This is a genomic window from Variovorax sp. dw_308 (assembly GCF_019207085.1).
Lineage (GTDB): Bacteria > Pseudomonadota > Gammaproteobacteria > Burkholderiales > Burkholderiaceae_C > Variovorax.
The window spans coordinates 461,323-485,122 of the sequence record NZ_JAATOM010000004.1; the positions used below are offsets into that span (position 1 = coordinate 461,323).

The following is a 23,800-nucleotide window of genomic DNA, read 5'->3' on the forward strand; positions in this document are numbered from 1 at the left end:
GGGCGTCGTGTTTCGTTTGTTGCCCGATTTTTTCAGCGCGGGACGGGCCTGCAGTCGACGCCCGTCTCCGCGCACCCGTGTGCTATCGATATCCCCCAACATATGGGTGCGGCCGTGCCGAGCTGGCGACGGCCGCGCGCGGGTCGGCCGGATGACCCTGGTTCAAACGGCGGCAGTCGCAACGACTTGCCGAACCCCCATCGCCTCGAGCGTCTCGGCCACCGCCGCGACCGCTCCAGGTATCCCTGCGTCCCCGAAGTGCCCCATGCATCCCACGCGGAAGGTTTCGACCTGCGTGAGCTTGCCGGGGTAGAGGATGTAGCCGCGCTTCTTGACCTCCTGGTAGAAGGTCTTGAAGTCGTACTTCGGATCATCGGGCGCATGGAAGGTCACGATGATCGGCGCCTGGATGGCGGGGTCGAGGTAGCTGCGGAATCCCAATGCGGCCATGCCGTCGATCAAGGCCTTGCAGTTGCGCGCGTAGCGCCCGCCGCGCGCTTCGAGTCCGCCTTCCTCGACGTATTGCGTGATCGCTTCGTCCAATGCAGCGACGACGTGGGTGGGCGGCGTGAACCGCCATTGCGTCGTCTTGCCCATGTAGACCCACTGGTCGTAGAGGTCCATGGCCAGCGAATGGCTGTTGCCCTCGCACTTTTCCAGCGTGCTGCGCCGGACGATGACGAAGCCCATGCCGGGCACGCCTTCGAGGCACTTGCCTGACGCCGCGACGACCGCGTCGAAGGGCGTCTTGCGCGCGTCGATGTCGATGGCGCCAAAGGAGCTCATCGCATCGACGATCAGGCCGCAGCCATGCTTCTCCACGACCAGTGCGACGTCGTGAAGGGGGTTGAGCACGCCCGTCCCAGTCTCGCAATGGACCAGCGCCACATGCGTGATCGAAGGGTCTGCCGCCAGGGCGCGGTCGACGTCGGCGGCCTGGACCTGCTGGTCTTCCCGGTAGTCGATGGTGGTCACGCGGCGGCCGAGCACCTTGCAGATCCTGGCGATGCGCTGGCAGTAGGCGCCGTTGTTCGGCACCAGCACGTGGCCGTCGCGCGGGACGAGCGTCCCGATGGCGGCCTCCACCGAGAAGGTGCCGCTGCCCTGGAGCGGCACGCACTCGTGCGAGGCCTCGCCGTGCACGATGCGCAGGACCTGTTGGCGGATCCTTGCGGTGATCTGGTTGAAGTCGGAATCCCAAGAGCCCCAGTCACGCAGCATGGCCGCGCGGGTCTTGTCGGATGTGGTCAGCGGACCGGGCGTGAGAAGGATCGGTGAACGCGCTTGGCTCATGGTGTCTCCTGTGGGAAGAGCGATGGAATGAAAGAGGGATCAGCTGCGGCGCAGGTTGCGCCAGGCCTGCGTCCGCGCGAGCAGCACGCGCGTCAGCAGCGAATAGGCGATGCACACGAGGATCGATGTCACGACGATCAGGCTGGCGAGTGCGGCAGCCGGGCCGATGTCGCCGGCATCGTCGAGGTGCATGATGGCGACCGACGCCAGGATGGTGTCGGGCGAGTACAGGAAGATCGCGGCCGACAGGCTGGCCATCGAGACGACGAAGAAGTAGCGCCCGATGTCGAGGATCGCCGGCAGGCAGACCGGCACGGTGACGCGCAGGAAGGTCTTGAAGGCCGGCACTTTCAGCGAGGCGGAGACGGCTTCGAACTCGTTGTCGATCTGCTTGAGCGCGGTCACCGCAGTGAGGTGGCTCGAGGTGTAGTAGTGGACGATCATCGACATCACCAGGATGGTCGTCGTCTGGTAGAGCCCGTTCAGCGGATTGGCCGGGTGGTTGAAGAACATCACGTAGCCCAGGCCCAGCACGAGGCCGGGCACGGCCATCGACAGCACGGCCATGAGGTGCATGGCGCGTTTCATCATGACGAGGTTGCGCGTCTTCTCGATCAGGTAGGCGCCGATGAACACGATCAGCGATCCGCCGACGGCCGTCGAGATCGCCACGATCAGGCTGTTGGTGTAGGCCGCGGCCATGTCGCTTTCGATCAGCGCGAATTGATAGTGCTTGAGCGTCAGCGACAGGTCATAGGGCCACAGCGTGATGAACGAGGTGTAGACGGCCATGCCGATGGTGGCGAGCAGCAGCGTGCACACCACGATGCAGGCCCCGGCCAGCAGCGAATCGGCCAGCGGACGCGGCTTCGGCACATGCGGGACCGAGCGCGCGGTCAGTTGCGCCTTCAGCTTGCGGCGCACCGTGTAGTCGATGGCGAACGACAGGATGGAGGGAATGAGCAGCAGCATGCCGACGACCGCACCCATCGAGAAGTTGTGCTGCCCCACCACCTGCTTGAACACGTCGACCGACAGCACGTTGAAGTTGCCACCGATGACCTTGGGGGCGCCGAAGTCGCTGACCACGTAGGTGAACACGACCGTCGCGGCGCTGATCAGGCCGTACTTGCAGGAGGGCAGGGTGATCGTCATGAACTGGCGCCACGGAGGCGCGCGCAAGGCCGTGGCGGCTTCATAGAGCCTGCCATCGGCGAGCGACAACGCGGTGACCAAGATCATCAGCGCGTGCGGGAAGGTGTTGTAGACCTCGGCCAGGATGATGCCGGGTGCGCCATAGATCGAAGCGCCCATCAGCAATGACTTGAGCGCACCCTGGTTGCCGAACCACTGCACGAACGAGATGGCCGCCAGCAACGAGGGCGCCAGCAGCGGGATCAGCGCGACCAGCTTGAACGTGCCCTTGAACCACACCGGCAGGCAGGTGCGTGTCAGCGCATAGGCGCAGACGAAGGCCATGGGCACCGAGATCATCACGACGACAGCGGCCACCCAGATCGAGTTCCAGGCGGCGCGCAGCAGGCTGGGCGTCTGGAAGTAGGTGATGAAGTGCGCCAATCCCACGAAGCTGCCGTTCTTGTCCTGCACCGCGTTCACGAGAATCGTGAAGAGCGGCGCGATCAGGAAGGTGAACAGCATGGCCATGATGGCGAACAGCACCGCTCGCGCGATCAGGTCGTCGCGGCTCCAGCGCATTCCCGGGCGAGCCGCGGCCATGGCGGCCGACGGGTAAGGGCGTGCAAGCGCATTCATGACTTGGCCGTCCTGCTGCAAAAGGCGCGGATGCGGTTGGCCCGCAGGGCGATCTCGATGCGATTGCCTTCGCGGATGTCGAGGTCATGCAACTGGTTGAGCGAGAAGTGCAGTCCCAGGCTCTGGCCATGGAGCGCCTCGGCCGTGACTTCGGCAATGCACAGTCCGCCGAGGAACTCGACCTTGCTGACGAGCGCGCTCATCCGGTTCGGCGTGTCGTGCGCGAGGTTCTCGACCAGGCGGTCTTCCGGCCGCAGGTAGAGGTTGACCTCATCGCCCGGCTCGAAGCCGCTGTCGCAGGCATCGCATTGCAGCTCCATGTCGCCGACGCGAAAGAGGTTGCCGCCCAGCGCGTAGCCATGCAGGACGTTGACCTTGCCCACGAAGTCGGCCACGAACGGCGTCGCGGGCCTTTCGTAGATGTCCATCGGCGTCCCCACCTGCTCGATCACGCCGTGGTTCATGACCACGATGCGATCGGCCATCGACAGGGCCTCTTCCTGGTCGTGCGTCACCATGATGGTGGTGATGCCCACTTGGCGCTGCAAGCGGCGGATCTCGCCGCGCAGGCGGATGCGTTCCAGCGCATCGAGCGCCGACAGCGGCTCGTCCAGCAACAGGAGGCCGGGGCGCGTCGCCAGCGCGCGCGCCAATGCCACCCGCTGCTGTTGCCCGCCGGAGAGCTGGCTCGGATACTTGCGTCCCGAGGTTGGCAGGCCGACCAGCTTCAGCAGTTCCTCGACGCGCGCCTTGACCTCGGCCTTCTTCACCTTGCCGTTGACCAGCCCGTAGGCGATGTTGTCCGCGATCGTGAGGTTCGGAAAGAGCGCGTACGACTGGAACACGATCCCGTAGTCGCGCTGGTCGGGCGGCAGCCAGGACACGTCCTTGCCGTTCTGCAGAATCTGTCCGGCGCTTTGCGTCTCCAGCCCCGCGATGATCCGCAGCAGCGTGGTCTTGCCGCACCCCGAGGGGCCCAGGAAGCAGAGCATCTCGCCCGGATTGACGCGCAGGTGCACGTCGCGCAGGGCACTGAAGGATTCGAAATCCTTGCGGATGCCGATCACCTCGAGTGCGCCGGCGGTGGTCGGCTCGCTGCCGAGGAACCTGGTGTCGGTCATGTCCATCTTGTTGCTCTCGTTGCGGATCAGTTGGGCTTGGCTTCCGACTTGCCGTCGTAGCGCTTGCTCCACTCGGTCAGGATGCGGTCGCGGTTCTTGGCCGACCAGTTGAGGTCGTTCTTCGAGAGCAGCTTCTCGTAGTTCTCGGGGATGCCTTCGAGCTTCTTCGCGACGCCGGGATAGGCCACCACGGCCCACCAGTTGGCGGTGACCTGGTTGGCTTCCTTGCTGGCCATCCAGTCGGCCAGGCGCTTGGCCTGCTCCATCTTTTTGGTGCCCTTCATGATGCTCGTGGCCTCGATGTCCCAGCCCAGCCCTTCCTTCGGAAAGACCAGTTCGACCGGGGCGCCGGACTTCTTGACCTGATGGGCGCGAAACTCGAAGGAGATGCCGATCGGGAACTCGCCGGCACCGGCCTGCTTGCAGGGCTTGGAGCCGGAGTGCACGTACTGCGCGATGTTCTCGTGCAGCGCGTCCATGTACTTCCAGCCATCGTTCTCGCCCCACATCTGGAGCCATGCGGCCACGTCGAGGTAGCCGGTGCCGCTGGAGGCCGGGTGCGGCATCACGATCGCGCCCTTGTAGATCGGCTTGGCCAGGTCCTTCCAGGTCTCCGGCTTCGGCAGTCCGCGCTTTTGCGCTTCGACGGTGTTGAAGCAGATCGTCGCCGCCCACACGTCCATGCCCACCCAGGCCGGCGGCCGGGCGGTGTCGGAGTACGCGGGCGTCAGTTCCTTGAAGCCCTTGGGCTCATAGGGCGCGAGCATGCCTTCCTGTTCGAGCAGGGCAAGGCTGCTGGCCGCAAGCCCCGCCACCACGTCCGCCTGGGAGTTGGCCTTCTCTGCCAGCAGCTTGGCCGTGACGATGCCGGTCGAGTCGCGCACCCAGCGGATGTCGATGTCCGGGTTGGCCTTCTCGAAGCCGTCCTTGTAGAGCTTCATCGCGTCGGTTTCGAGCGCGGTGTAGACGAGCAGGGTGGTCTTTTGTTGTGCCGAAGCGTTGGTGAGGGCGAAGGCCAGGGCCGTCGCGCAGAGTGCCGTGGAGAGTTGGCGAATGCCGTTGCTTGGGTTCATCGTTTCGTCCTGAGGGGTAGGAATTGGGTTGCTGACTCGGGCCCAAGCGCGTCGTGACGGCCGCTTTGGTGCATTCAATGTAGAACGTCAACTGATGACTGTCAATATTAAATTGTTGACAGTTTGCAGTTTGGCGCCGAGAATCAGCCTCATGAACTCAAGCAAACCCGCCGCCGCCCTGGCCTTCTTCCAGTCCAGTTCGTTGCCCATGCTGGTGCAGGAAGAGATCGAACGACTCATCATGACCGGCGAGCTGGCCGTGGGCAGCCGCGTCAACGAGAGCGAACTCGCAACGCGTTTCAGCACCAGCCGCGGCCCGATCCGGGAGGCGCTGCGGGCGCTCGAGGAAGCGGGGCTGGTGCGCAATGAAAAGAACCGAGGCGTGTTCGTGCGCGAGATCTCGTTCGAGGAAGCCGACGAGATCTACGAGTTGCGCGAAGCGCTCGAGGAAATCATCGGACGCCGTGTGACCAAGGCCATCACGCCGGATGGCATCGAACGCCTCAAGGGCATGCTCAAGGCCATGGGGTCCGCGGCCAAGGCCAAGGATGTCGAGCAGTACGCCCAGTTGAACCTGCAATTCCACGAGGTTCTGCTGGAAACCGCCGGCAGCCAGAAACTCATCGAGACCTACAAGCGCCTGATCAAGGAACTGCTGCTGTTCCGCATGCGCGCACTCGACGACGGTGGCGGCCTGCGCGTCTCCGTCGACGAGCACCGGGACATCGTCGACGCCATTGCATCGGGCGACGCCGAGCGTGCAGGGCGCGTCATGCGGCAACACGTTGCCGACAGCCGCAGTCGCATGCACACGGCCATGGGCCGGCCGGACGCCGGCTTGCCAAAGTCCAACTCTTCTTCCAATCAACAAGGAGCTTGAAGTGAATCCCCAGTCGATCGAAGTCAACGCGAGAAGTTACCGCTGGATGCAGCGGCCCGTGGTCGTGGTGTGCGTGGACGGCTGCGAGCCGGCCTACCTCGATGCCGCGGTGGAGGCGGGCGTTGCGCCATACCTCGAAAAGATGATGCGCACCGGTGCCAACCTGCTGGCCGACTGCGTGGTGCCGTCGTTCACCAATCCCAACAACCTGTCGATCGTCACCGGCGCGACGCCTGCCGTGCATGGCATCTGCGGCAACTACTTCTTCGACCGTGAACTCGGCAAGGAAGTGATGATGAACGACCCCAAGTACCTGCGCGCGGGCACCGTGCTGGCAGCCTTTGCGGACGGTGGCGCCAAAGTCGCGGTGGTCACCGCCAAGGACAAGCTGCGCAAGCTCCTGGGCAACCACATGAAGGGCATCTGCTTCTCCTCGGAGAAGGCCGACGAGGCGACCCAGCAAGAGAACGGCATCGACAACGTGCTGGATCTCGTGCAACTGCCAGTGCCCTCGGTCTACAGCGCGGAGCTTTCCGAGTTCGTGTTCGCTGCCGGCGTCAAGCTGATGGAGACGCGCCGCCCCGACCTGATGTACCTCTCGACGACGGACTACGTGCAGCACAAGGCCGCACCGGGCAGTCCGGCCGCGAATGCGTTCTACGCAATGATGGACCGCTACCTGGCCGAACTCGACGCGCTCGGCGCCACCATCGTGCTGACCGCCGACCACGGCATGAACGACAAGCACGACACCGACGGCAAGCCCAACGTCATCTACCTCCAGGATGTGCTGGATGGCTGGTACGGCGCAGAGGCTGCGCGCGTCATTCTCCCGATCACCGACCCGTACGTGGTCCACCACGGCGCGCTGGGCTCCTTCGCCACCGTCTACGCACCGGACGAGGCGACGGCCGCCCGGTGGATCGAACGCATCAAGGAATTGCCCGGCATGGAGTCCGTACTGTCGCGCGCCGAGGCCGCGAAGCGCTTCGAGTTGCCACCGGACCGCATTGGTGACATCGTCGTCGTCAGCGAGCGCAACACCGTCATCGGCACCTCGGCCAGCCGCCACGACCTCTCTGCGCTCGAAGTGCCGCTGCGCTCGCACGGCGGGGTGTCGGAGCAGCGTGTGCCCTTGATCTGCAACCGTCGTGTCGACGGCGTCGAAAGCAGCCGTCGCCTGCGCAACTTCGACGCGCTCGACCTTGCCCTGAACCACGCCCAATAAAGCCGCGAGGAGACAACACCCATGAGCCAGCCCATGCCGAAGCCAGCCGACATCCACTGCGAAGCACTGCGCATCGCCGGCGAGCGCGTCTATCGCGACGAGGTGATCGAGGTCACCTACCCGTACACAGGCGAGGTAGTCGCCACCGTGCCCAAGGCCACGCTCGAAGACGTGCGCCGCGCCTATCGCATCGCACGCGACTACAAGCCGACGCTCACACGCTACGAACGCTACAAGATCCTGATGCGCGCCGGCGAGATCATCGCCTCGCGCCTGGACGAGATATCCCGCACCATCACGCTGGAGTCGGGCCTGTGTCGCAAGGATTCGCTGTACGAAGTGGGTCGCGCTTCCGACGTGCTGCTGTTCGCCGCCAACCAGGCGCTGGTGGACGACGGCCAGGTGTTCTCCTGCGACCTGACGCACCACGGCAAGAGCCGCAAGGTCTACACGATGCGCGAGCCGCTGCTGGGCGTCATCACCGCCATCACGCCGTTCAACCATCCGCTGAACCAGGTGATCCACAAGGTGGCGCCCTCGATCGCGACCAACAACCGGATGGTGCTCAAGCCCAGCGAGAAGACACCGCTGACCGCGTTCATCCTGGCGGACATCCTGTACGAAGCAGGGCTGCCGCCGCAGATGCTCTCGGTCATCACCGGCGACCCGCGCGAGATCGCCGACGAGATGCTGACCCATCCTGACGTGGACCTCGTCACTTTCACCGGCGGCGTGGCCATCGGCAAGTACATCGCTGGCAAGGCCACCTACAAGCGCCAGATCCTCGAGCTCGGTGGCAACGACCCGATCATCGTGATGGAAGACGCCGACGTGGAGGAGGCCGCAACGCTGGCGGCCAGTGGCTCGTACAAGAACTCCGGCCAGCGCTGCACCGCCATCAAGCGCATGCTGGTGCATGAAGCAGTGGCCGACCAGTTCGTCGAACTGCTGGTGCAGAAGACGCGTGCCCTGAAGTACGGCGACCCGATGGACAAGAGCGTGGACATGGGCACGGTGATCGACGAAGCCGCGGCGATCCAGTTCGAGAAGGTGGTCAACGAAGCCATCGCCGGCGGCGCGAAGCTGATGTGCGGCAACGTTCGCCGCGGCGCACTGTATTCGCCGACCGTGCTGGACGGGGTCGATCCGGAGATGACCGTCGCGAAGCAGGAGACCTTCGGGCCCGTGTCGCCCGTCATTCGGTTCAAGGACATCGACGACGCCATCCGCATCTCCAACGGCACGGCCTACGGCTTGTCGTCGGCGGTGTGCACCAACCGACTCGACTACATCACGAAATTCATCCGCGAGCTCAACGTCGGCAGCGTGAACGTCCGCGAGGTGCCGGGCTACCGGCTGGAACTCACGCCGTTCGGCGGCATCAAGGACTCGGGACTCGGCTACAAGGAAGGCGTGCTGGAAGCGATGAAGAGCTTCACCAACAGCAAGACCTACTCGCTGCCCTGGTAAGCCATGAGCCTCACGATCGAAGACATCGTTCGCGTGTTCGAGGCCAAAGGGCATGAGCAGTACGACGGCGAGCCCGTGACCCAGTTGGGCCACGCATTGCAATCCGCACACCTGGCCGAGGAGGCCGGTGCGGGCAGCGCGCTCATCACGGCCGCCTTGCTGCATGACCTTGGTCATCTGCTGCACGACTTCGGCAAGACGCCGACACAGCACGGCCTCGACGACCTGCACCAGTACCGCTGCCTGCCGTTCCTGCGTCCGCTCTTCGGGCCGGAGACGCTGGAGCCGATACGCCTGCACGTCGATGCCAAGCGCTACCTCTGCGCGCGGGAGCCCGGCTATCTCGAGACCTTGTCGCCCGACTCGCGGCGCAGCCTCGTGTTGCAAGGCGGCGTGTTCGACGAGGCACAGGCGCAGGCGTTCGCTGCCTTGCCGTTTGCGCAGGATGCCGTGCGCGTGCGGCGCTGGGACGATGCCGCCAAGTCCGCGGACGCCGTCGTTCCGGGGCTTTCGCATTTCGTGCGGCACATGAAGATCAGCGCCGCCGTTCGTTCCGCTCAGCCAGCGGTGTAGGAGCGAGGCATGCGACCCTTCTGGATCGAGCAAGCCTTGTTCAACGACGGTGAGTTGGCGCCGGCATTGCAGGGCAGCCAGCGTGCCGACGTCTGCATCGTCGGCGGCGGTTTCACCGGCTTGTGGACCGCGATCCAGGCCAAGCAGCAGGACCCATCGCTGGACATCGCGATCCTCGAAAGCGATCTTTGCGGGGCCGGCGCAAGCGGGCGCAACGGCGGCTGCCTGCTGACTTGGTCGGCCAAGTTCTTCACGCTGCGCCGCCTCTTCGGTGAAGCGGAAGCCATCCGGCTGGTCAAGGCGTCCGAGGCGGCGGTCGGGCACATCGCAGACTTCTGCCGTGCCAATGACATTGATGCCGAACTGCGCATGGACGGCACGCTCTACACCGCCACGTCGCAAGCCCAGATCGGCGTGCTCGACCCGGTGATGCGTGCGCTGGAGGAATGCGGCATCCATTCTTATTTCTCAGTGCCACCCGACGAAGTAGCGCGTCGCTCCGGCTCGGCCCGCAACCTCGCGGGCGTCTATTCGCCCACGGCCGCGACGGTGCATCCCGGCAAGCTGGTGCGCGGGCTTCGCCGCGTGGCGCTCGCAATGGGCGTGCGCATCTACGAGCGCAGCCCGATGCTCGAATTCAGCACCGGCCATCCAGCGGTCGTCCGCACGCCCTGCGGCAGCCTGGAGGCGACAAAGGTCGTGCTGGCGATCAATGCCTGGATGGCCAGCACATTCGCCCAGTTCGAGCGAAGCATTGCGATCGTGTCGAGCGACATGGTGATCACCGAGAAGTGCCCCGAACTGCTGCGTGAGATCGGCCTGGTCAACGGTGTGTCGGTGCTGGATTCACGCACCTTCGTCTACTACTACCGCAGCACCGTGGACGGTCGGATCATGCTGGGGAAGGGCGGCAATACCTTCGCGCGAGGCGGGCGGATCGCGCCCGTCTTCGACCAGCGTTCTCCTTACGAGGCGCAACTCACGCAAGCACTGCACTCGTTCTTTCCCGCGCTGCGCGACACGCCGATCACGGCGAGCTGGAATGGTCCCTCCGACCGTTCGGTCACCGGCTTTCCGTTCTTCGGCAGGCTGGATGGCGCGCCGCACATCAGCTACGGCTTCGGCTATTCGGGCAATGGCGTGGGGCCGAGCTACATGGGCGGCCAGATCCTGTCGTCGATGCTGCTGGGCCAGGACAACGCGTGGACGCGCAGCCCCCTGACGCAGGGCCCGCTGGGGCGCTTTCCGCCGGAACCGGTGCGCTATGCCGGATCGATCCTGGTTCGCAACGCGATCCGTCGCAAGGAGCGCGCGGAAGACGAGAATCGCCGGCCCTGGTTTGTCGACACGATGCTGAGCAAGTTCGCCAACGCTGCGGGCAAGGCCGACAAGGCCTGAGTGCAGATGCGACTGCTTTTCTGTTTCAGCGTGGGCCAGTGCGCTTTCATGGCCGTCGCCCTACAGATCCGCATATCCGCGGTGGTATTCGGGCCGCTTCGTCGTCAGGCGCCAGGCAACTACGTCACTCCTCATCCTTCTGATGATGCTGCCCCATCAACGTCTGCTGCACCGCCGGCGGTACAGCCTCGTAGTGCGACAGCTCCATCGTGTACCTCCCTTGTCCGCTGGTCAGCGCATTGAGGCGCGACTGGTAGCCCGACAGCTCCGCCAGCGGCACCTGCCCCCGAATCAGCACCATGCCGGCCGCACCGTTGGAGGTCCCCGTCACCAGGCCGCGCCGGCCTGACAGGTCGCCGGTGACGTCGCCGACCACGCGATCCGGCGAGGCGATGTCGATGTTCACCACCGGTTCCAGCACGATCGCGCGCGCTGCCTGGATGGCCGCGATGAAGGCCTTGCGCCCGGCCGTCGCGAAAGCGATGTCCTTGCTGTCGACGCTGTGGTGCTTGCCGTCGTACACCACCACGCGCACGTCCACCACCGGGTAGCCGGCAATGGCGCCGTGCTCCAGCACCTCGCGCACGCCTTTCTCCACCGCGGGAATGAACTGGCCCGGAATGGTGCCGCCACGCACCTCGTCGGCGAACTCGAATCCGGCCCCGCGTTCCAGCGGCTCGATTCGCAGGAACACCTCGCCGAACTGGCCCGCACCGCCGCTCTGCTTCTTGTGCCGGTGGTGGCCTTCGGCCGGGATCGTCACCGTCTCGCGATACGCGATGCGCGGCGGGCGTGTGTTGACCTCGAACTTGTAGACCTCGCGCAGCCGTTCCAGCAGCACGCGCAGGTGCAACTCGCCGAGGCCGTAGACGATGGTTTCATTGGTGACGACCGCATGTTCCAGCCGCAGGCACGGGTCCTCATCGACCAGCTTGCCGAGGATCTCCCACATGCGCTGCTCGTCGCCATGCCGCTTGGGCTCGATGGCCAGGCCATGCACCGGATACGGAAAGTCCAGCGGCGCAAGGTGCACGTGGTCGTCCTCGGCCGCGTCGTGCAGCACCGCGTCGAAATGGATCTCGTCGACCTTGGCCACGGCCGCGATGTCCCCGGGCAACACGCGCTGCACTTCCACGTAGTTCTTGCCCTGCAGCATGAACAGGTGGCCGACCTTGAAGGGCTTGCGGCCATCGCCGATGAAGAGCTGGCTGTCGCGGGTGAGGGTGCCCTGGTGCACGCGGAAGATCCCCATCTTGCCGACGTACGGGTCGACCGTGACCTTGAACACATGCGCGAGCACATGCAGCGACGGGTCGGGCGAGACCGGCATCGGCCTGGCTTCCGCGCCTTCGCCAAGGAGGAAGTCCGGCGGGTTGGCCTCGGTGGGGTCGGGCAACAGCCGCACGATCACGTCCAGCAACTCGGCCACCCCCGCGCCGCTGCGCGCGGAGACGAAGCACACCGGGATCAGGTGCCCTTCGCGCAGCGCCTGTTCGAGCGGGGCATGCAATTCCGACGGGTCGACGTCGCCTTCCTCCAGGTAGCGGTCCACGAAGGCCGCATCGACCTCCACCACCTGCTCGACCAGCGCCCGGTGCGCCGCCTCCACCGGGCCGAAGTCGGACTGCCCGTGGCGGTTGAAGAAGCAGTCCACCACCTTCTTGTCCATCGCGTTGGGCAGGTTCAGCGGCAGGCATTCGCGGCCGAAGGCGGCCTGGATGTCCGCCAGCAGGCCCGGCAGCGAGACGCCCTGCGAGTCGATCTTGTTGACGATGATGATGCGCGTGAGATGCCGCGACGCCGCGTACTCCATCATGCGCACGGCCATCGGCTCGATGCCGGTGGCGGCGTTGATGACCACCGCGGCGGTCTCGACGGCTTCCAGCGCCGGCAGGCTCTGGCCGAGGAAGTCGGGTCCGCCGGGGGTGTCCAGCAGGTGGATGCGGGTCGCGCCATGCGTCAGGTGCATCACCGATGAATTGAGTGAGTGCTGCATGCGCCGCTCGATCGGGTCATGGTCGCTCACGGTGCTGCCGCGCTCCACGCTGCCAGTCGCGCCGATGGCGCCGGCACTCTTGAGCAGGAGTTCGGCGAGGGTGGTCTTGCCGCTGGCGGACGGGCCCACGAGGGCCAGCGTGCGCACTTTCTCCAGTTCGGCCGAAAGGCCGTTCGATCGGCTTGGCATGGATCGTCTCCTTCCGCCCTCGAAAAAGGGGACGGTACCGTGTTTTACGTCCGGGCGCGCCGAACCGGATGCGGGCAAACGTGAGGGCGGCGCCCTTGGGTCTTGGAAATTGTCCGGCTGGCGGGGCTCCGGCGCAAGGCGGGCGGCGGGTTCGTTTTCGGCCGCCGGCGCACCGAAGTGACTGATTCACTCGCAATCGGCCGCGACCAGGCGCATGATGTTGCGCGCCGCTCGTTGCCCGGGTCCAACCGGCGGTGCGCGCTTCTCCGCTCTGGCTCGGATGTCCTGTTCATCGAGTCACGGGGCCGTCCATGAAAAATCCCACGCCCATTCGCTCTCGCCGCCGGAGATCGCGCCTCGCTGAAGCGCTGTTTGCCGCAGCGGTGGTCGGCACCACGCTGGTCTCGCCGGCCTTCGGCGAGGCGGTCGACGAAAAGCTCGGGAAGGTGCATTTCGACGTGTCCTGCACGCAGAAGGCGCAGGTGCTGTTCGACCGCGCCATGCTCTACCAGCACTCCTTCTGGTATCGCGCTTCCAGGAATGCCTTCGACGATGTCGCCAAGGCCGATCCGGCCTGCGCCATGGCCTGGTGGGGCATGGCGCTGAGCCTGCTGTGGAATCCCCACACGCCGCCGCCCGAGAAGAACCTGGCCGAAGGCGCCGTTGCGCTCGCCAAGGGGAAGGGCATTGCGGCCAGCGCCCCGAACACCCGGCGCGAACGCGACTACATCGATGCGCTGGGCGCCATGTACACCGACTACGACAAGATCGACCACCGCACGCGCGTGCTCGCCTACACCAGGGCCATGGAGCAACTCGCGCTGCGCTACCCCGACGACGACGAGGCCCAGATCTACTACGCGCTCGCGCTCAACGTGTCGGCGCCGGCCACCGACAAGACCTACGCCAATCAGCTCAAGGGCGCGGACATCCTGGAGAAGATCGCCAGGCGCCAGCCGCAGCATCCCGGCGTTGCCCACTACCTGATCCATCTCTACGATTCGCCTGCGCTCGCCGACAAGGGCCTCGATGCCGCCCGGCGCTATGCCGCCATCGCGCCGGCGGCGGCGCACGCGCAGCACATGCCTTCGCATGTGTTCACGCGCCTCGGCTACTGGAAGGAGTCGATCGCCTCCAACACGGAATCCGCACGCGTCGCGGCGCTGGGCAAGGAGGGCAACGACCAGTTGCATGCGATGGACTACCTCGTCTATGCGAACCTGCAACTGGGAAAGGACGGCGCCGCCAAGGCTGTCGTCGACGAGATGGGTCAAGTCACGGGCTTCACGGAGACGGCCGTGGCCGGGCCGAACGCGCTGGCTGCGTCGCCCGCGCGCTATGTGGTCGAACGAGGCGACTGGAAGGCCGCATCGGAGCTGCCGGTCCGCCCCAGCGCCTTGCCACATGTCCAGGCGATCACGTACTTTGCCCGCGCCCTGGGCGCCGCGCGATCGGGTGACCCGGCGGCCGCGAATGTCGACATCGCGAAGCTCGCTGAAATGCGCGACAAGCTGCGTGATGCAAAGGACGCCTACTGGTCGCAGCAGGTCGAGATCCAGCGCCAGGTGGCGTCGGCATGGGTCCTGTATGCGGACGGCAAACCCGACGAGGCCCTCAAGGCGATGAGCGCCGCAGCCGATGCAGAGGACGCGACCGACAAGCACCCGGTGACGCCGGGTGTCTTGAAGCCGGCGCGCGAACTGTACGGCGATATGCTGATGGCACAAGGCAGGCCCGGCGATGCATTGTTGGCCTACGAGGCCACGCTCAGGAAGGAACCGAACCGCCTGGGCGCCACCGTGGGCGCGGCCAAGGCCGCCGAAAAGAGCGGCAACGCGTCGGCGGCGCGCGCGCACTTCGGCGAGGTCGTCACCATCGCCGATGGCGCCGACAAGGGCCGCACCGACGTGGCCGATGCGCGCACGTTCCTGGCGAAGCACCCGTGAAAGCCATCATGACGACCCGCAGCATCTTGGTGATTGCCATGGCCGCGGCGGCCACGCAGGTGGCTGGCGCAGCCTCGCTGGAGGTCGTCGCCTATTCCGGCGTCTTCGGCGAATGGGAGTGGACCGGGACCGTCGCCGAGAAAGTCGCGGGACGCGCGAAGGAATACACCGGGCCGATGACGCTGACGCACGTCGGCGTCTGCACCCAGGAAGGCCCCGAGACCAAGGCCGGGGAGATCCGCTTCCAGCTTTCCCGGTTTCCGTCGGAGATGAAGGCGACGGTTCTCGTCGATGGCGTCGAGTGCAGCTTCAGCGGGCGCTTGACCGATCGGTACACCGGCTCCATGACTTGCCCGGACCGGCCGGCGGTGCCGTTGGATGTCTGGGTGAAGTAACGGGCACGTTGGCGGTGTCTTGCGTTCCGACGGAGGGCGTCAAGCCGGTACGCGTCCCCATGCCTGGATGAAGAGGGATGAAACGACGAGCGTTGCGGGATCCTCCAGGTGTCGTCGCAATGCCGCGGTCAATGCATCGAGATCGTCCTGTCCGACCACGCCGTTCTCGATGAGCCGGCCGCGTGCGTTCTCGACGAAATCGAGCACCAGCATGCGGCGCCCATGGCCAAGGGAATACAGATGGACCAGGGGATGCACGTGCACGTCGACAATCCCTGCCTCGCGCAGCATGCCTGGCACTTTGAGCCCGATCTCGCGATCGATGCCGTTCGCTTTCGCGTAGATGTCCAGGAGTTGCAGGAGACGTGTCTGCGCGGGGTGCGGCGGCTCGCATCGCTGGAATGTCGCGTCTGGCTCGTGCAGGGCGACGAATCCGCCGGGCCGCACGAAGCGAACCATCTCCGCAACGATCTGCCGTGGTTCCGGAACGTTGACGAGCACCAGCCGCGCGGTGGCCAGGTCGAAGGCGCCGGTCGCCAGGCTGGTGGATCGGGCATCTGCGTCAAGGACCTCGACGTTCGACAGGTGATGCTCGGTGACGAAGCGACGCGCCGTTTCTGCCTGCTCGCTGCTGCGCTCCACGCCGACGACGCGGCCTTTCGCGCCGACGCGGCTCGACAGGAGATCGAGGCAGCCCCGCGGGCCGCAGCCGACCTCCACGACGCGCCAGCCATCGCTCACGCCGATCTGGTCGAACAGCCAGTTCGATTCGTCGGCAAGTTCGAGCGCCTGGCGCTCCAGTCGGTCTTGTTCCGCCTGGCGGTAGCCGAGGATGTAGGGGTCTGGTGGGCTCATTTCATCGCTCCGATGGCGAGCCTGTCGCCCCGGTGGGCGCCTTCAGCTGCGCGAGACCTCGATGCTGTACAGCCCCCACGGGCACAGTGCGAACCGTTCCTTCAGCGGCTTGTCCTTGAACGCCGCGAGCGTGTCGGCCTCGTAGATCGCCCATTGCGGGCCCAGCCCGCCCAACACGAGCGGCACGCCGTCCATCTCCGTGGCGACGATCATTCGATAGGTGCGCGCATCCGCCATCTTCAGCGGCACCACGTAGCCGTCCACCGCGCGCATGCCGAGCATCGCTTCGGGCGCCACGCCCACCGTCTCCAGCACGCTCGTGAGCAACGGGCCGGAGAGCGTGTGCACCTTGGCGTCGTACTCGAGCGTCGGCTTGATCTTGACGGCAGGCAGGCGGGCCAGGGCATCGGCGTCGATCACGAAGGCCTTGTCGAAGCTGACCTTGTGCTTGACCATCAACTGGTCGAGCGCCGCATCGACAGGGCCCCGGTTGGACTTGCCGATGGCGCCGCTGACGGTCAGCAGGCCAGGACCCTTGCGAGGCGCATCGGCAGCCGCGACGCCTGTGGCAACAGGCAACAGCCCGGCAAGGGCCGCGCCGCCGAGGAAGTGGCGTTTGTTCATCGGATCATTGTGGGACGGCGGGCTTGTATCCGTCCACCGTGGGGCTGTAACGGCAGGTCAGCGGGTGAGCTCAGCTGCGGTCGCGAAGAGATCCGGCGTTTACGCCACGCGCGAACGCTTGGTTGCCTCAGGGCTTGGCACCCATGTCGCCGGCAATCCGGCAGAACTCGTCGCGCACAGCGTCTTCCGATGTGCTCAGACCACCCGTGATGGAGAAGCTGAAAGAGACCGACGAGCCCTTGCCCTCGCTTTGCACGACGACGTTGAGAGTCACGCTCTTGCCTCCCTTGGAGAAACTGACCCCTTGTGCCGCCGAGATCACGCCGGCGCCTTTGTCCGATTGGACGATCTGGTAGCCGCTCTTCGCCAGCGAGCCGTAGGCCTTGGTGAATGCCGTGTCCTTGCTGACGCCGGGCAGCGGGACCTGGGTTGAAAACTTCTTGCCAGATATGAAGCTGCCCGATGAAGAGAAGTTGGCCGCGCATGGGGAAGTGTTAGCTGCGGTAATTGTCGCAGGCGCCTGTGCCTTGGGTTCGGGCGTTGCGGTGTTGGGCGATGTTGCCGTGCTACCGCACGCAGAAAGGACGAGCGCCGATGCCCCGGCCAGAAGAATGGACTTCATGATGATTCCCTGAATGTTGTTGTGCTTGATTGCGATGCGATTGCCAGAGAGGCTCGCGGGCTGAATCTAGCATTGCCTCCTGCGAGTGCCGTCCGAAAGACGTGGCTCCTGCAGCTCCCCGTTTTCCTGTGAAGCAGCGGACTACAAACCCATGAGGATCTTGCGCTGCGCCTCCACCGTCTCCCGCAGAAACCCCCAAACCGCCTGCATCCTTGCGAGCTGTTTGTTCTCCACCGGCATCGACATCCAGAAGGTCCGCGTGAGGTTGGCCTGCGGCAGTTCAGGCAAGACGCGGCGCAGCGACTTGTCCTCGTCCGCGATGAAGGCCGGCAGCACCGCGATGCCGGCGCCCGCTGCCGTCGCACGATGCTGCGCCAGGATGCTGGTGCTGCGCAGCGCGAAGGCGTCGGGCTTGTGCAGGTCGTCGAGGTACTGCAGTTCCTTGCTGAAAAGCAGGTCGTCCACGTAGCTGATGAAGCTGTGGCCGCGCAGGTCTTCGCGTGCCTGGATCGGCTTGTGCTGCGACAGATAGGCCTTGGCGGCGTAGAGCCGCAGCGTGTAGTCGGTGAGCTTGGTGACGACCACGGCGCCGCGGGCCGGGCGCTCCAGCGAGATCACGATGTCGGCCTCGCGCCGCGACAGGTGCACCAGCCGCGGCATCGCGAGCAGGTCGATGGTCAGGCCCGGATGTTGCCGGGCGAACAGCGAGAGTCGAGGCGCGAGGATGACCGTGCCAAAGCCCTCGGTGGCCCCGATGCGCACCACGCCCGACAAGCCCTGCTGCGCGGCGGGCGCCGTGCTCGCCACAGCCTGGAATGCGCTCTCCATCGACTCGACCTGCGGCTGCAAGCGCCGGCCCGCCTCGGTCAGGCGGTGGCCCCCGGCTTCGCGCGAGAAGAGCGGCGTGCCGACTTCCTTTTCCAGCGCCTGGATGCGCCGCGCCACGGTCGTGTGATCGACCTCCAGACGGCGCGCCGCACTCATCAAGGTGCCCGAGCGTGCCAGCTCCAGGAAGTAGCGAAGGTTGTCCCAGTCCATGCGTTGCGATTATGCAGATCACGGGTGCATATTTGTCTATTGCTATCGCAAAACTGCAAAGCTAGGATGCCGGCCTGCATTGAAATTTCACGCCCCCCCAAGGAGACACAGACAAATGGACGCCACCACCACGCCGACCACCCAGGTCGCCACCGTCAAGCTGCTCATCGGCGGCAAGCTCGTCGAGTCGACGACCACCGAATGGCGCGACATCGTCAACCCGGCCACGCAGGAAGTGCTGGCCCGCGTGCCGTTCGCCACGCAGGCCGAGGTCGATGCCGCGGTCGCCTCGGCGCAAGAAGCTTTCAAGACCTGGAAGAAGACGGCCATCGGCGCGCGCGCCCGCATCTTCCTCAAGCTGCAGCAACTGATCCGCGAGAACATGGGCGAACTGGCCGCGATCCTCACGGCCGAGCAAGGCAAGACCCTGCCCGACGCCGAAGGCGACGTGTTCCGCGGCCTCGAAGTGGTGGAGCACGCCGCCGGCATCGGCAACCTGCAGCTCGGCGAGATGGCCAACAACGTGGCCAGCGGCGTCGATACCTACACGCTGCTGCAACCGCTGGGCGTGTGTGCCGGCATCACGCCGTTCAACTTCCCCGCGATGATCCCGCTATGGATGTTCCCGATGGCCATCGTCACCGGCAACACCTTCGTGCTGAAGCCCTCGGAGCAAGACCCGATGGTCACGATGCGCCTGTGCGAACTCGCGCTCGAAGCCGGCATTCCGCCCGGTGTGCTCAACGTGGTGCACGGCGGCGAAGCGGTGGTCAACGCCATCTGCGACCACAAGGACATCAAGGCGATCTCCTTCGTCGGCTCGACCAAGGTCGGCACGCACGTCTACAACCGCGCCACGCTCACCGGCAAGCGCGTGCAATGCATGATGGGCGCGAAGAACCACGCCATCGTGATGCCCGATGCCAACAAGGAGCAGACGCTCAACGCACTGGCCGGCGCGAGCTTCGGCGCGGCGGGCCAACGCTGCATGGCGGTGTCGGTCGCGGTGCTCGTCGGCGATGCGCAGAAGTGGGTTCCGGAACTGGTCGCAAAGGCGAAGACGCTGAAGATCGGCGCCGGCACGGAGAAGGGCGTCGACATCGGCCCGCTGGTGTCCTGCGCCGCGTATGACCGCGTCAATGGCTTGATCGAACGCGGTGTGGCGGATGGCGCCACGCTGGCCCTTGACGGCCGCAAGCCCACGGTGCCGGGCTACGAGAAGGGCAACTTCGTCGGCCCGACGGTGTTTGCCGACGTCAAGCCCGGCATGACCATCTATGACCAGGAAATCTTCGGCCCCGTGCTGTGCCTGGCCAATGCCGACAGCATCGACGATGCCATCGACATGATCAACGCCAATCCGAACGGCAACGGTACTGCGATCTTCACCCAGTCGGGCGCCGCGGCACGTCGCTTCCAGGAAGACATCGACGTCGGGCAGGTGGGCATCAATGTGCCGATCCCGGTGCCGGTGCCGATGTTCTCGTTCACCGGTTCGCGCGCGTCGAAGCTGGGCGACCTGGGCCCGTACGGCAAGCAGGTCATCCTGTTCTACACGCAGACCAAGACGGTGACGTCGCGCTGGTTCGATGACAGCACCGTGAGTCATGGCGTCAACACGACGATCAGTCTGAAGTGACTTGCTCCCTCTCCCCCCGGGGAGAGGGCGGGGTGAGAGCACGGGCGGTAGAAATTCGCTCAGCCGTCCTCCGCCGCAGCCCCCTCACCCCGACCATCTCGCCGGAGGGGAGAGGGAGAAAGAATGCCCGATCATTCGTTCCATGAATTTCGAACTCACTGAAGAACAGCGCGCGTTCGCGCAAACGGCCCGCGACTTTGCGCTGGCCGAATTCGCACCCCATGCAGCGCAATGGGATGCCGATGCATTCTTTCCCAGGGACGCCATCGCCAAGGCCGGCACGCTGGGTTTCTGCGGCCTCTACGCACCGGAGAGCATCGAAGGCCTCGCGCTGCCGCGCCTGGACGCGACGCTGGTATTCGAGGAGATGGCAGCCATCGACCCTTCGACGACCGCCTTCATCACCATCCACAACATGGCGACCTGGATGCTCGGCACCTGGGGCACCGAGGCCGTGCGCCAGCGTTGGGGTTCGGACCTGACGAGCGGGCGCAAGCTGGCCTCGTATTGCCTGACCGAGCCGGGCGCTGGCTCGGATGCGGGTTCGCTCAAGACGCGCGCCGAGCTGAAGGACGGCGAATACGTCATCAACGGCGGCAAGGCCTTCATCTCCGGCGCTGGCTCGACGGATGTACTCGTGCTGATGGCACGCACCGGCGGCGGCGGCGCGGGTGGCATCTCGGCCTTTGCCCTGCCTGCTGATGCGCCCGGCGTGAGCTACGGCAAGAAGGAGCACAAGATGGGCTGGAACAGCCAGCCCACGCGCACCATCAACTTCGACAACGTGCGCCTGCCCGTCGACCACTTGCTGGGCAGCGAAGGCGAGGGCTTCCGCATCGCAATGAAGGGGCTCGACGGCGGCCGCATCAACATCGCGACCTGTTCGGTGGGCGCGGCGCAAGGTGCGCTCGACGCAGCCCGGCGCTACCTGAACGAGCGCCAGCAGTTCGGCAAGCCGATCGCCAGTTTCCAGGCGCTGCAGTTCAAGCTGGCCGACATGGCGACGGAACTCGTCGCCGCGCGCCAGATGGTGCGGCTGGCCGCATCGAAGCTGGACGCCGGCCACGCCGATGCCAGCACCTATTGCGCGATGGCCAAGCGTTTCGCGACGGATGCCGGCTTCAACGTCTGCAACGACGCGCTGCAGCTCCACGGCGGCTACGGCTACCTCAGCGAGTTCCCGCTGGAGCGCCTGGTGCGCGATGCGCGCGTGCACCAGATCCTCGAAGGCACCAACGAGATCATGCGCGTGATCGTCGCGCGCAAGCTGCTCGAGGGCGATGCAGATATTCGCTGAACTACGTCAATTCGGAAAGCCGAACGCAATGCGGACAGCCGAACGCAATGCGGACAGCCGAACGCAGAAGTCGCAAAGGATTCGCAAAAGTCGCAATTGAACATCCATCAAAATTTCCTCGGATTCTTTTGCGACTTCTGCGTAGCCTTTGACTTCCTTCTGAGTTCGGGTCCCCGCATTCATCCAATCTCAACAACATGTCAGACCCCGTCGTCCGCTTCCACGAAATCAATACCGCCAGCGGCCAGCGCTTCGGCGTGGCCACGCTGAATTCACCGGCTTCCCTCAATGCGCTTGCCGTGGAGATGGTTGCGCTGCTCACGCCGAAGCTGCGGGAATGGGCGGCTGACAGCGGCATCGTCGGCGTGCTGCTGCAAGCGGCTGGCGAGAAGTCTTTCTGTGCGGGCGGCGACCTGCGAAAGCTTTATCAAACGCTGCTCGAAGTCGGACCGGCGCGCAACGCATACGCGGAGCGTTACTTCGCGCAGGAGTACGAACTCGACTACCTGATCCACACCTTTCCCAAGCCCTTCCTGTGTTGGGCGCACGGCATCGTGATGGGCGGCGGCATCGGGCTCATGGCCGGTGCGTCGCATCGCGTGGTCACTGCGCAGAGCCGGCTCGCGATGCCGGAGATCAACATCGGCCTCTATCCGGATGTCGGCGGGAGCTGGTTCTTGCGCCGCATGCCGGGCCGGGTGGGCCTGTTCCTGGCGCTCACCGGGGTCAACTTCAATGCGAGCGACGCGATCTTCTGCGGCCTGGCCGACCTGTTCGTGCCGCACGAGCGCAAGCAGCAGGTGCTCGATGCCATCATGGCGAGCACATGGAGCGGCAATGCCAAGGCCGATCGCGCCGCGCTCTCGCGCATCCTGCTGAAGGCCGGGGAGGGCGCGGAGACCCCGCCGTCCAAGGTGCGCGAGCACTTCGACGAGATCAACGCCTTGATGGCCGGCGACGACCTGCTCGATATCGCGAAGCGGCTGCGCGCATATCGCAGCGAGGACAAGTGGGTGCAGACAGCTGCCGAGACCTTCGCCAAGGGCGCGCCAAGCTCGGCTGCGCTGAGCTTCGAACTCTGGCAGCGCGTGCACCGCATGTCCCTCGCGGAAGTGTTCCGCCTCGAGTATTGGGCGTCGCTCGGTTGCTGCGCGAACAAGGATTTCGCCGAAGGCATCCGCGCCCTGCTCGTCGACAAGGACCGCAACCCGAAGTGGACGCCGGCCACCATCGAAGAGATCACGCCCGCCTTCATCGACGACCACTTGCGCGAGCGCGGCGACATGGCGCCGGAGCTGGCGGGGCTCGTGTGAGAAAGAAATGCGGACATCCGGACGCAGAGGACGCGAAGGTTTCGCGAAGGACGCGAAAGGAATACCAGATTTTCTTCCTTGAGTTCTTTCGCGTCCTTCGCGGAACCTTTGCGTCCTTCGCGGCCGGCTGCCCGATCCCGTATTCACTACACCCTTGGAGACGTACAACATGAAGATCGCATTCATCGGCCTTGGCAACATGGGCGGCCCGATGGCCCTGAACCTGCTCAAGGCGGGCCACGCGCTGAGCGCCTTCGATCTTTCGGTCGAGGCCTGCAAAAAGTTCGCGGCCGAAGGGTTGCCCATTGCCACTTCGGCCGCCGACACCGTCTCAGGCGCCGAAGTGGTCGTCAGCATGCTGCCGGCCAGTGCGCATGTCGAAGGGCTCTACCTCGGCGGGGACGGCAAGCCCGGGCTGCTCGAACACATCGCGCCGGGCACGTTGGTCATCGACAGCAGCACCATTGCCGCGGCCACATCGCGCAAGGTCGCCGAGGCCGCGGGCAAGCGGGGCATCGCGGTCATCGATGCGCCCGTGTCAGGCGGTACCGGCGGTGCGATCGCGGGCACGCTCACCTTCATGGTCGGCGGCAGCGTGCAAGACCTGGAGCGCGCCCGTCCCGTCCTGGAAAAGATGGGTGCCAACATCTTCCACGCGGGCGAGGCAGGGGCCGGCCAGACGGCCAAGATCTGCAACAACATGCTGCTCGGTATCCTGATGATCGGCACATCCGAAGCGCTCGCCCTTGGTGTGGCCAACGGGCTCGATCCGAAGGTGCTGTCCGAGATCATGCGGCGCAGCTCGGGCGGCAACTGGGCCCTCGAGAAGTACAACCCGATGCCGGGCGTGATGGACACGTCGCCCGCGTCGAAGAACTATGCCGGCGGCTTCGGGACAGACCTGATGCTGAAGGACCTGGGCCTGTCGCAGGAGAACGCCGCCGCTGTGCGCGCCGCAACGCCCTTGGGCGGCATGGCGCGCAACCTCTATGCCGCACACAGCCTCGCGGGCAACGGTGCGCTGGATTTCTCCAGCGTCATCAAGCTGCTGCAAAAGGCCGACTGATTTGAGCGGTT

At 65.4% G+C, this 23,800-nt stretch carries 20 protein-coding genes; 11 read left to right on the forward strand and 9 right to left on the reverse strand.

Features of this window, described 5'->3' with window-relative positions:
- Positions 1 to 162: 162 nt before the first annotated feature.
- From HCU76_RS11465 to HCU76_RS11480, 4 genes are read right to left on the reverse strand one after another with little or no spacing between them, the layout of a single operon-like run.
- The gene (locus HCU76_RS11465; RefSeq protein ID WP_218509318.1) at positions 163 to 1,293 is read right to left on the reverse strand and encodes a 2-aminoethylphosphonate--pyruvate transaminase; all 1,131 of its coding nucleotides are present in this window, start codon (positions 1,291 to 1,293) and stop codon (positions 163 to 165) included.
- Between the two features lie 39 nt (positions 1,294 to 1,332).
- Positions 1,333 to 3,066: a putative 2-aminoethylphosphonate ABC transporter permease subunit gene (locus HCU76_RS11470; protein WP_218509319.1), complete on the reverse strand. Its 1,734-nt coding sequence runs from the start codon at positions 3,064 to 3,066 to the stop codon at positions 1,333 to 1,335.
- On the reverse strand, positions 3,063 to 4,193 hold the full coding sequence (locus tag HCU76_RS11475) for a putative 2-aminoethylphosphonate ABC transporter ATP-binding protein (RefSeq protein ID WP_218509320.1): 1,131 nt from the start codon (positions 4,191 to 4,193) through the stop codon (positions 3,063 to 3,065). Before HCU76_RS11475 ends, HCU76_RS11470 begins: the two co-directional genes overlap by 4 nt.
- Before the next feature lie 20 nt (positions 4,194 to 4,213).
- Complete coding sequence (locus HCU76_RS11480) at positions 4,214 to 5,260, reverse strand: putative 2-aminoethylphosphonate ABC transporter substrate-binding protein (protein WP_218509321.1); 1,047 nt, start codon at positions 5,258 to 5,260, stop codon at positions 4,214 to 4,216.
- 151 nt (positions 5,261 to 5,411) lie between these two features.
- On the opposite strand from HCU76_RS11480, the gene HCU76_RS11485 reads away from it, so the two are divergent.
- From HCU76_RS11485 to HCU76_RS11505, 5 genes are read left to right on the forward strand one after another with little or no spacing between them, the layout of a single operon-like run.
- Positions 5,412 to 6,140, forward strand: a complete 729-nt coding sequence (locus tag HCU76_RS11485; RefSeq protein WP_218509399.1) for a phosphonate utilization associated transcriptional regulator — start codon at positions 5,412 to 5,414, stop codon at positions 6,138 to 6,140.
- 1 nt (position 6,141) lies between these two features.
- Positions 6,142 to 7,368 (forward strand): phosphonoacetate hydrolase, encoded by a 1,227-nt coding sequence (gene phnA / locus HCU76_RS11490; protein ID WP_218509322.1) that lies wholly within the window; start codon positions 6,142 to 6,144, stop codon positions 7,366 to 7,368.
- Positions 7,369 to 7,389: 21 nt separating this feature from the next.
- Positions 7,390 to 8,838, forward strand: coding sequence for a phosphonoacetaldehyde dehydrogenase (gene phnY, locus HCU76_RS11495; protein WP_218509323.1), 1,449 nt, complete (start codon positions 7,390 to 7,392; stop codon positions 8,836 to 8,838).
- Between the two features lie 3 nt (positions 8,839 to 8,841).
- Complete coding sequence (locus HCU76_RS11500) at positions 8,842 to 9,411, forward strand: phosphonate degradation HD-domain oxygenase (RefSeq protein WP_218509324.1); 570 nt, start codon at positions 8,842 to 8,844, stop codon at positions 9,409 to 9,411.
- Between the two features lie 9 nt (positions 9,412 to 9,420).
- A complete protein-coding gene (locus HCU76_RS11505) occupies positions 9,421 to 10,809 on the forward strand; it encodes an FAD-dependent oxidoreductase (RefSeq protein ID WP_218509325.1) in 1,389 nt (462 codons plus the stop codon).
- 124 nt (positions 10,810 to 10,933) lie between these two features.
- Here the strand turns inward: HCU76_RS11505 and fusA are convergent, their stop codons facing one another.
- Positions 10,934 to 12,994, reverse strand: a complete 2,061-nt coding sequence (fusA, locus tag HCU76_RS11510; RefSeq protein ID WP_218509326.1) for an elongation factor G — start codon at positions 12,992 to 12,994, stop codon at positions 10,934 to 10,936.
- 311 nt (positions 12,995 to 13,305) lie between these two features.
- On the opposite strand from fusA, the gene HCU76_RS11515 reads away from it, so the two are divergent.
- Both HCU76_RS11515 and HCU76_RS11520 read left to right on the forward strand, forming a co-directional pair.
- Positions 13,306 to 14,940 (forward strand): lipopolysaccharide assembly protein LapB, encoded by a 1,635-nt coding sequence (locus tag HCU76_RS11515; RefSeq protein ID WP_218509327.1) that lies wholly within the window; start codon positions 13,306 to 13,308, stop codon positions 14,938 to 14,940.
- Positions 14,937 to 15,335: a hypothetical protein gene (locus HCU76_RS11520; protein ID WP_218509328.1), complete on the forward strand. Its 399-nt coding sequence runs from the start codon at positions 14,937 to 14,939 to the stop codon at positions 15,333 to 15,335. The genes HCU76_RS11515 and HCU76_RS11520 overlap by 4 nt, the downstream gene beginning before the upstream one ends.
- 39 nt (positions 15,336 to 15,374) lie before the next feature.
- Here the strand turns inward: HCU76_RS11520 and HCU76_RS11525 are convergent, their stop codons facing one another.
- The 4 genes from HCU76_RS11525 to HCU76_RS11540 all read right to left on the reverse strand — a co-directional run bounded on the left by HCU76_RS11525 (position 15,375) and on the right by HCU76_RS11540 (position 18,474).
- Entirely contained in the window at positions 15,375 to 16,190 is an 816-nt protein-coding gene (locus HCU76_RS11525; RefSeq protein WP_218509329.1) for a methyltransferase domain-containing protein, read from the reverse strand.
- Between the two features lie 42 nt (positions 16,191 to 16,232).
- Positions 16,233 to 16,814: a molybdopterin-dependent oxidoreductase gene (locus HCU76_RS11530; RefSeq protein ID WP_218509330.1), complete on the reverse strand. Its 582-nt coding sequence runs from the start codon at positions 16,812 to 16,814 to the stop codon at positions 16,233 to 16,235.
- A gap of 127 nt (positions 16,815 to 16,941) precedes the next feature.
- On the reverse strand, positions 16,942 to 17,436 hold the full coding sequence (locus tag HCU76_RS11535) for a hypothetical protein (RefSeq protein WP_218509331.1): 495 nt from the start codon (positions 17,434 to 17,436) through the stop codon (positions 16,942 to 16,944).
- Between the two features lie 141 nt (positions 17,437 to 17,577).
- Positions 17,578 to 18,474: a LysR family transcriptional regulator gene (locus HCU76_RS11540; RefSeq protein WP_218509332.1), complete on the reverse strand. Its 897-nt coding sequence runs from the start codon at positions 18,472 to 18,474 to the stop codon at positions 17,578 to 17,580.
- Between the two features lie 115 nt (positions 18,475 to 18,589).
- On the opposite strand from HCU76_RS11540, the gene HCU76_RS11545 reads away from it, so the two are divergent.
- The 4 genes from HCU76_RS11545 (at position 18,590) to mmsB (ending at position 23,789) form a co-directional block, all read left to right on the forward strand.
- Positions 18,590 to 20,113, forward strand: a complete 1,524-nt coding sequence (locus tag HCU76_RS11545) for a CoA-acylating methylmalonate-semialdehyde dehydrogenase (RefSeq protein WP_218509333.1) — start codon at positions 18,590 to 18,592, stop codon at positions 20,111 to 20,113.
- 142 nt (positions 20,114 to 20,255) lie between these two features.
- Positions 20,256 to 21,410, forward strand: coding sequence for an acyl-CoA dehydrogenase family protein (locus tag HCU76_RS11550; protein WP_218509334.1), 1,155 nt, complete (start codon positions 20,256 to 20,258; stop codon positions 21,408 to 21,410).
- 197 nt (positions 21,411 to 21,607) lie between these two features.
- Entirely contained in the window at positions 21,608 to 22,723 is a 1,116-nt protein-coding gene (locus tag HCU76_RS11555; protein ID WP_218509335.1) for an enoyl-CoA hydratase/isomerase family protein, read from the forward strand.
- Positions 22,724 to 22,892: 169 nt separating this feature from the next.
- The gene (gene mmsB / locus HCU76_RS11560; RefSeq protein WP_213953727.1) at positions 22,893 to 23,789 is read left to right on the forward strand and encodes a 3-hydroxyisobutyrate dehydrogenase; all 897 of its coding nucleotides are present in this window, start codon (positions 22,893 to 22,895) and stop codon (positions 23,787 to 23,789) included.
- The last annotated feature ends 11 nt before the right edge of the window (positions 23,790 to 23,800 follow it).

Coding starts and splice junctions, on each gene's coding strand:
- mmsB (WP_213953727.1), top strand. CDS start 22,893: ATGAAGATCGCATTCATCGGCCTTGGCAACATGGGCGGCCCGATGGCC.
- HCU76_RS11475 (WP_218509320.1), bottom strand. CDS start 4,193: ATGGACATGACCGACACCAGGTTCCTCGGCAGCGAGCCGACCACCGCC.
- HCU76_RS11540 (WP_218509332.1), bottom strand. CDS start 18,474: ATGGACTGGGACAACCTTCGCTACTTCCTGGAGCTGGCACGCTCGGGC.
- HCU76_RS11515 (WP_218509327.1), top strand. CDS start 13,306: ATGAAAAATCCCACGCCCATTCGCTCTCGCCGCCGGAGATCGCGCCTC.
- HCU76_RS11545 (WP_218509333.1), top strand. CDS start 18,590: ATGGACGCCACCACCACGCCGACCACCCAGGTCGCCACCGTCAAGCTG.
- HCU76_RS11470 (WP_218509319.1), bottom strand. CDS start 3,066: ATGAATGCGCTTGCACGCCCTTACCCGTCGGCCGCCATGGCCGCGGCT.
- HCU76_RS11530 (WP_218509330.1), bottom strand. CDS start 16,814: ATGAACAAACGCCACTTCCTCGGCGGCGCGGCCCTTGCCGGGCTGTTG.
- HCU76_RS11485 (WP_218509399.1), top strand. CDS start 5,412: ATGAACTCAAGCAAACCCGCCGCCGCCCTGGCCTTCTTCCAGTCCAGT.
- HCU76_RS11465 (WP_218509318.1), bottom strand. CDS start 1,293: ATGAGCCAAGCGCGTTCACCGATCCTTCTCACGCCCGGTCCGCTGACC.
- HCU76_RS11535 (WP_218509331.1), bottom strand. CDS start 17,436: ATGAAGTCCATTCTTCTGGCCGGGGCATCGGCGCTCGTCCTTTCTGCG.
- HCU76_RS11500 (WP_218509324.1), top strand. CDS start 8,842: ATGAGCCTCACGATCGAAGACATCGTTCGCGTGTTCGAGGCCAAAGGG.
- fusA (WP_218509326.1), bottom strand. CDS start 12,994: ATGCCAAGCCGATCGAACGGCCTTTCGGCCGAACTGGAGAAAGTGCGC.
- HCU76_RS11505 (WP_218509325.1), top strand. CDS start 9,421: ATGCGACCCTTCTGGATCGAGCAAGCCTTGTTCAACGACGGTGAGTTG.
- HCU76_RS11550 (WP_218509334.1), top strand. CDS start 20,256: ATGAATTTCGAACTCACTGAAGAACAGCGCGCGTTCGCGCAAACGGCC.
- HCU76_RS11525 (WP_218509329.1), bottom strand. CDS start 16,190: ATGAGCCCACCAGACCCCTACATCCTCGGCTACCGCCAGGCGGAACAA.
- HCU76_RS11555 (WP_218509335.1), top strand. CDS start 21,608: ATGTCAGACCCCGTCGTCCGCTTCCACGAAATCAATACCGCCAGCGGC.
- HCU76_RS11480 (WP_218509321.1), bottom strand. CDS start 5,260: ATGAACCCAAGCAACGGCATTCGCCAACTCTCCACGGCACTCTGCGCG.
- phnY (WP_218509323.1), top strand. CDS start 7,390: ATGAGCCAGCCCATGCCGAAGCCAGCCGACATCCACTGCGAAGCACTG.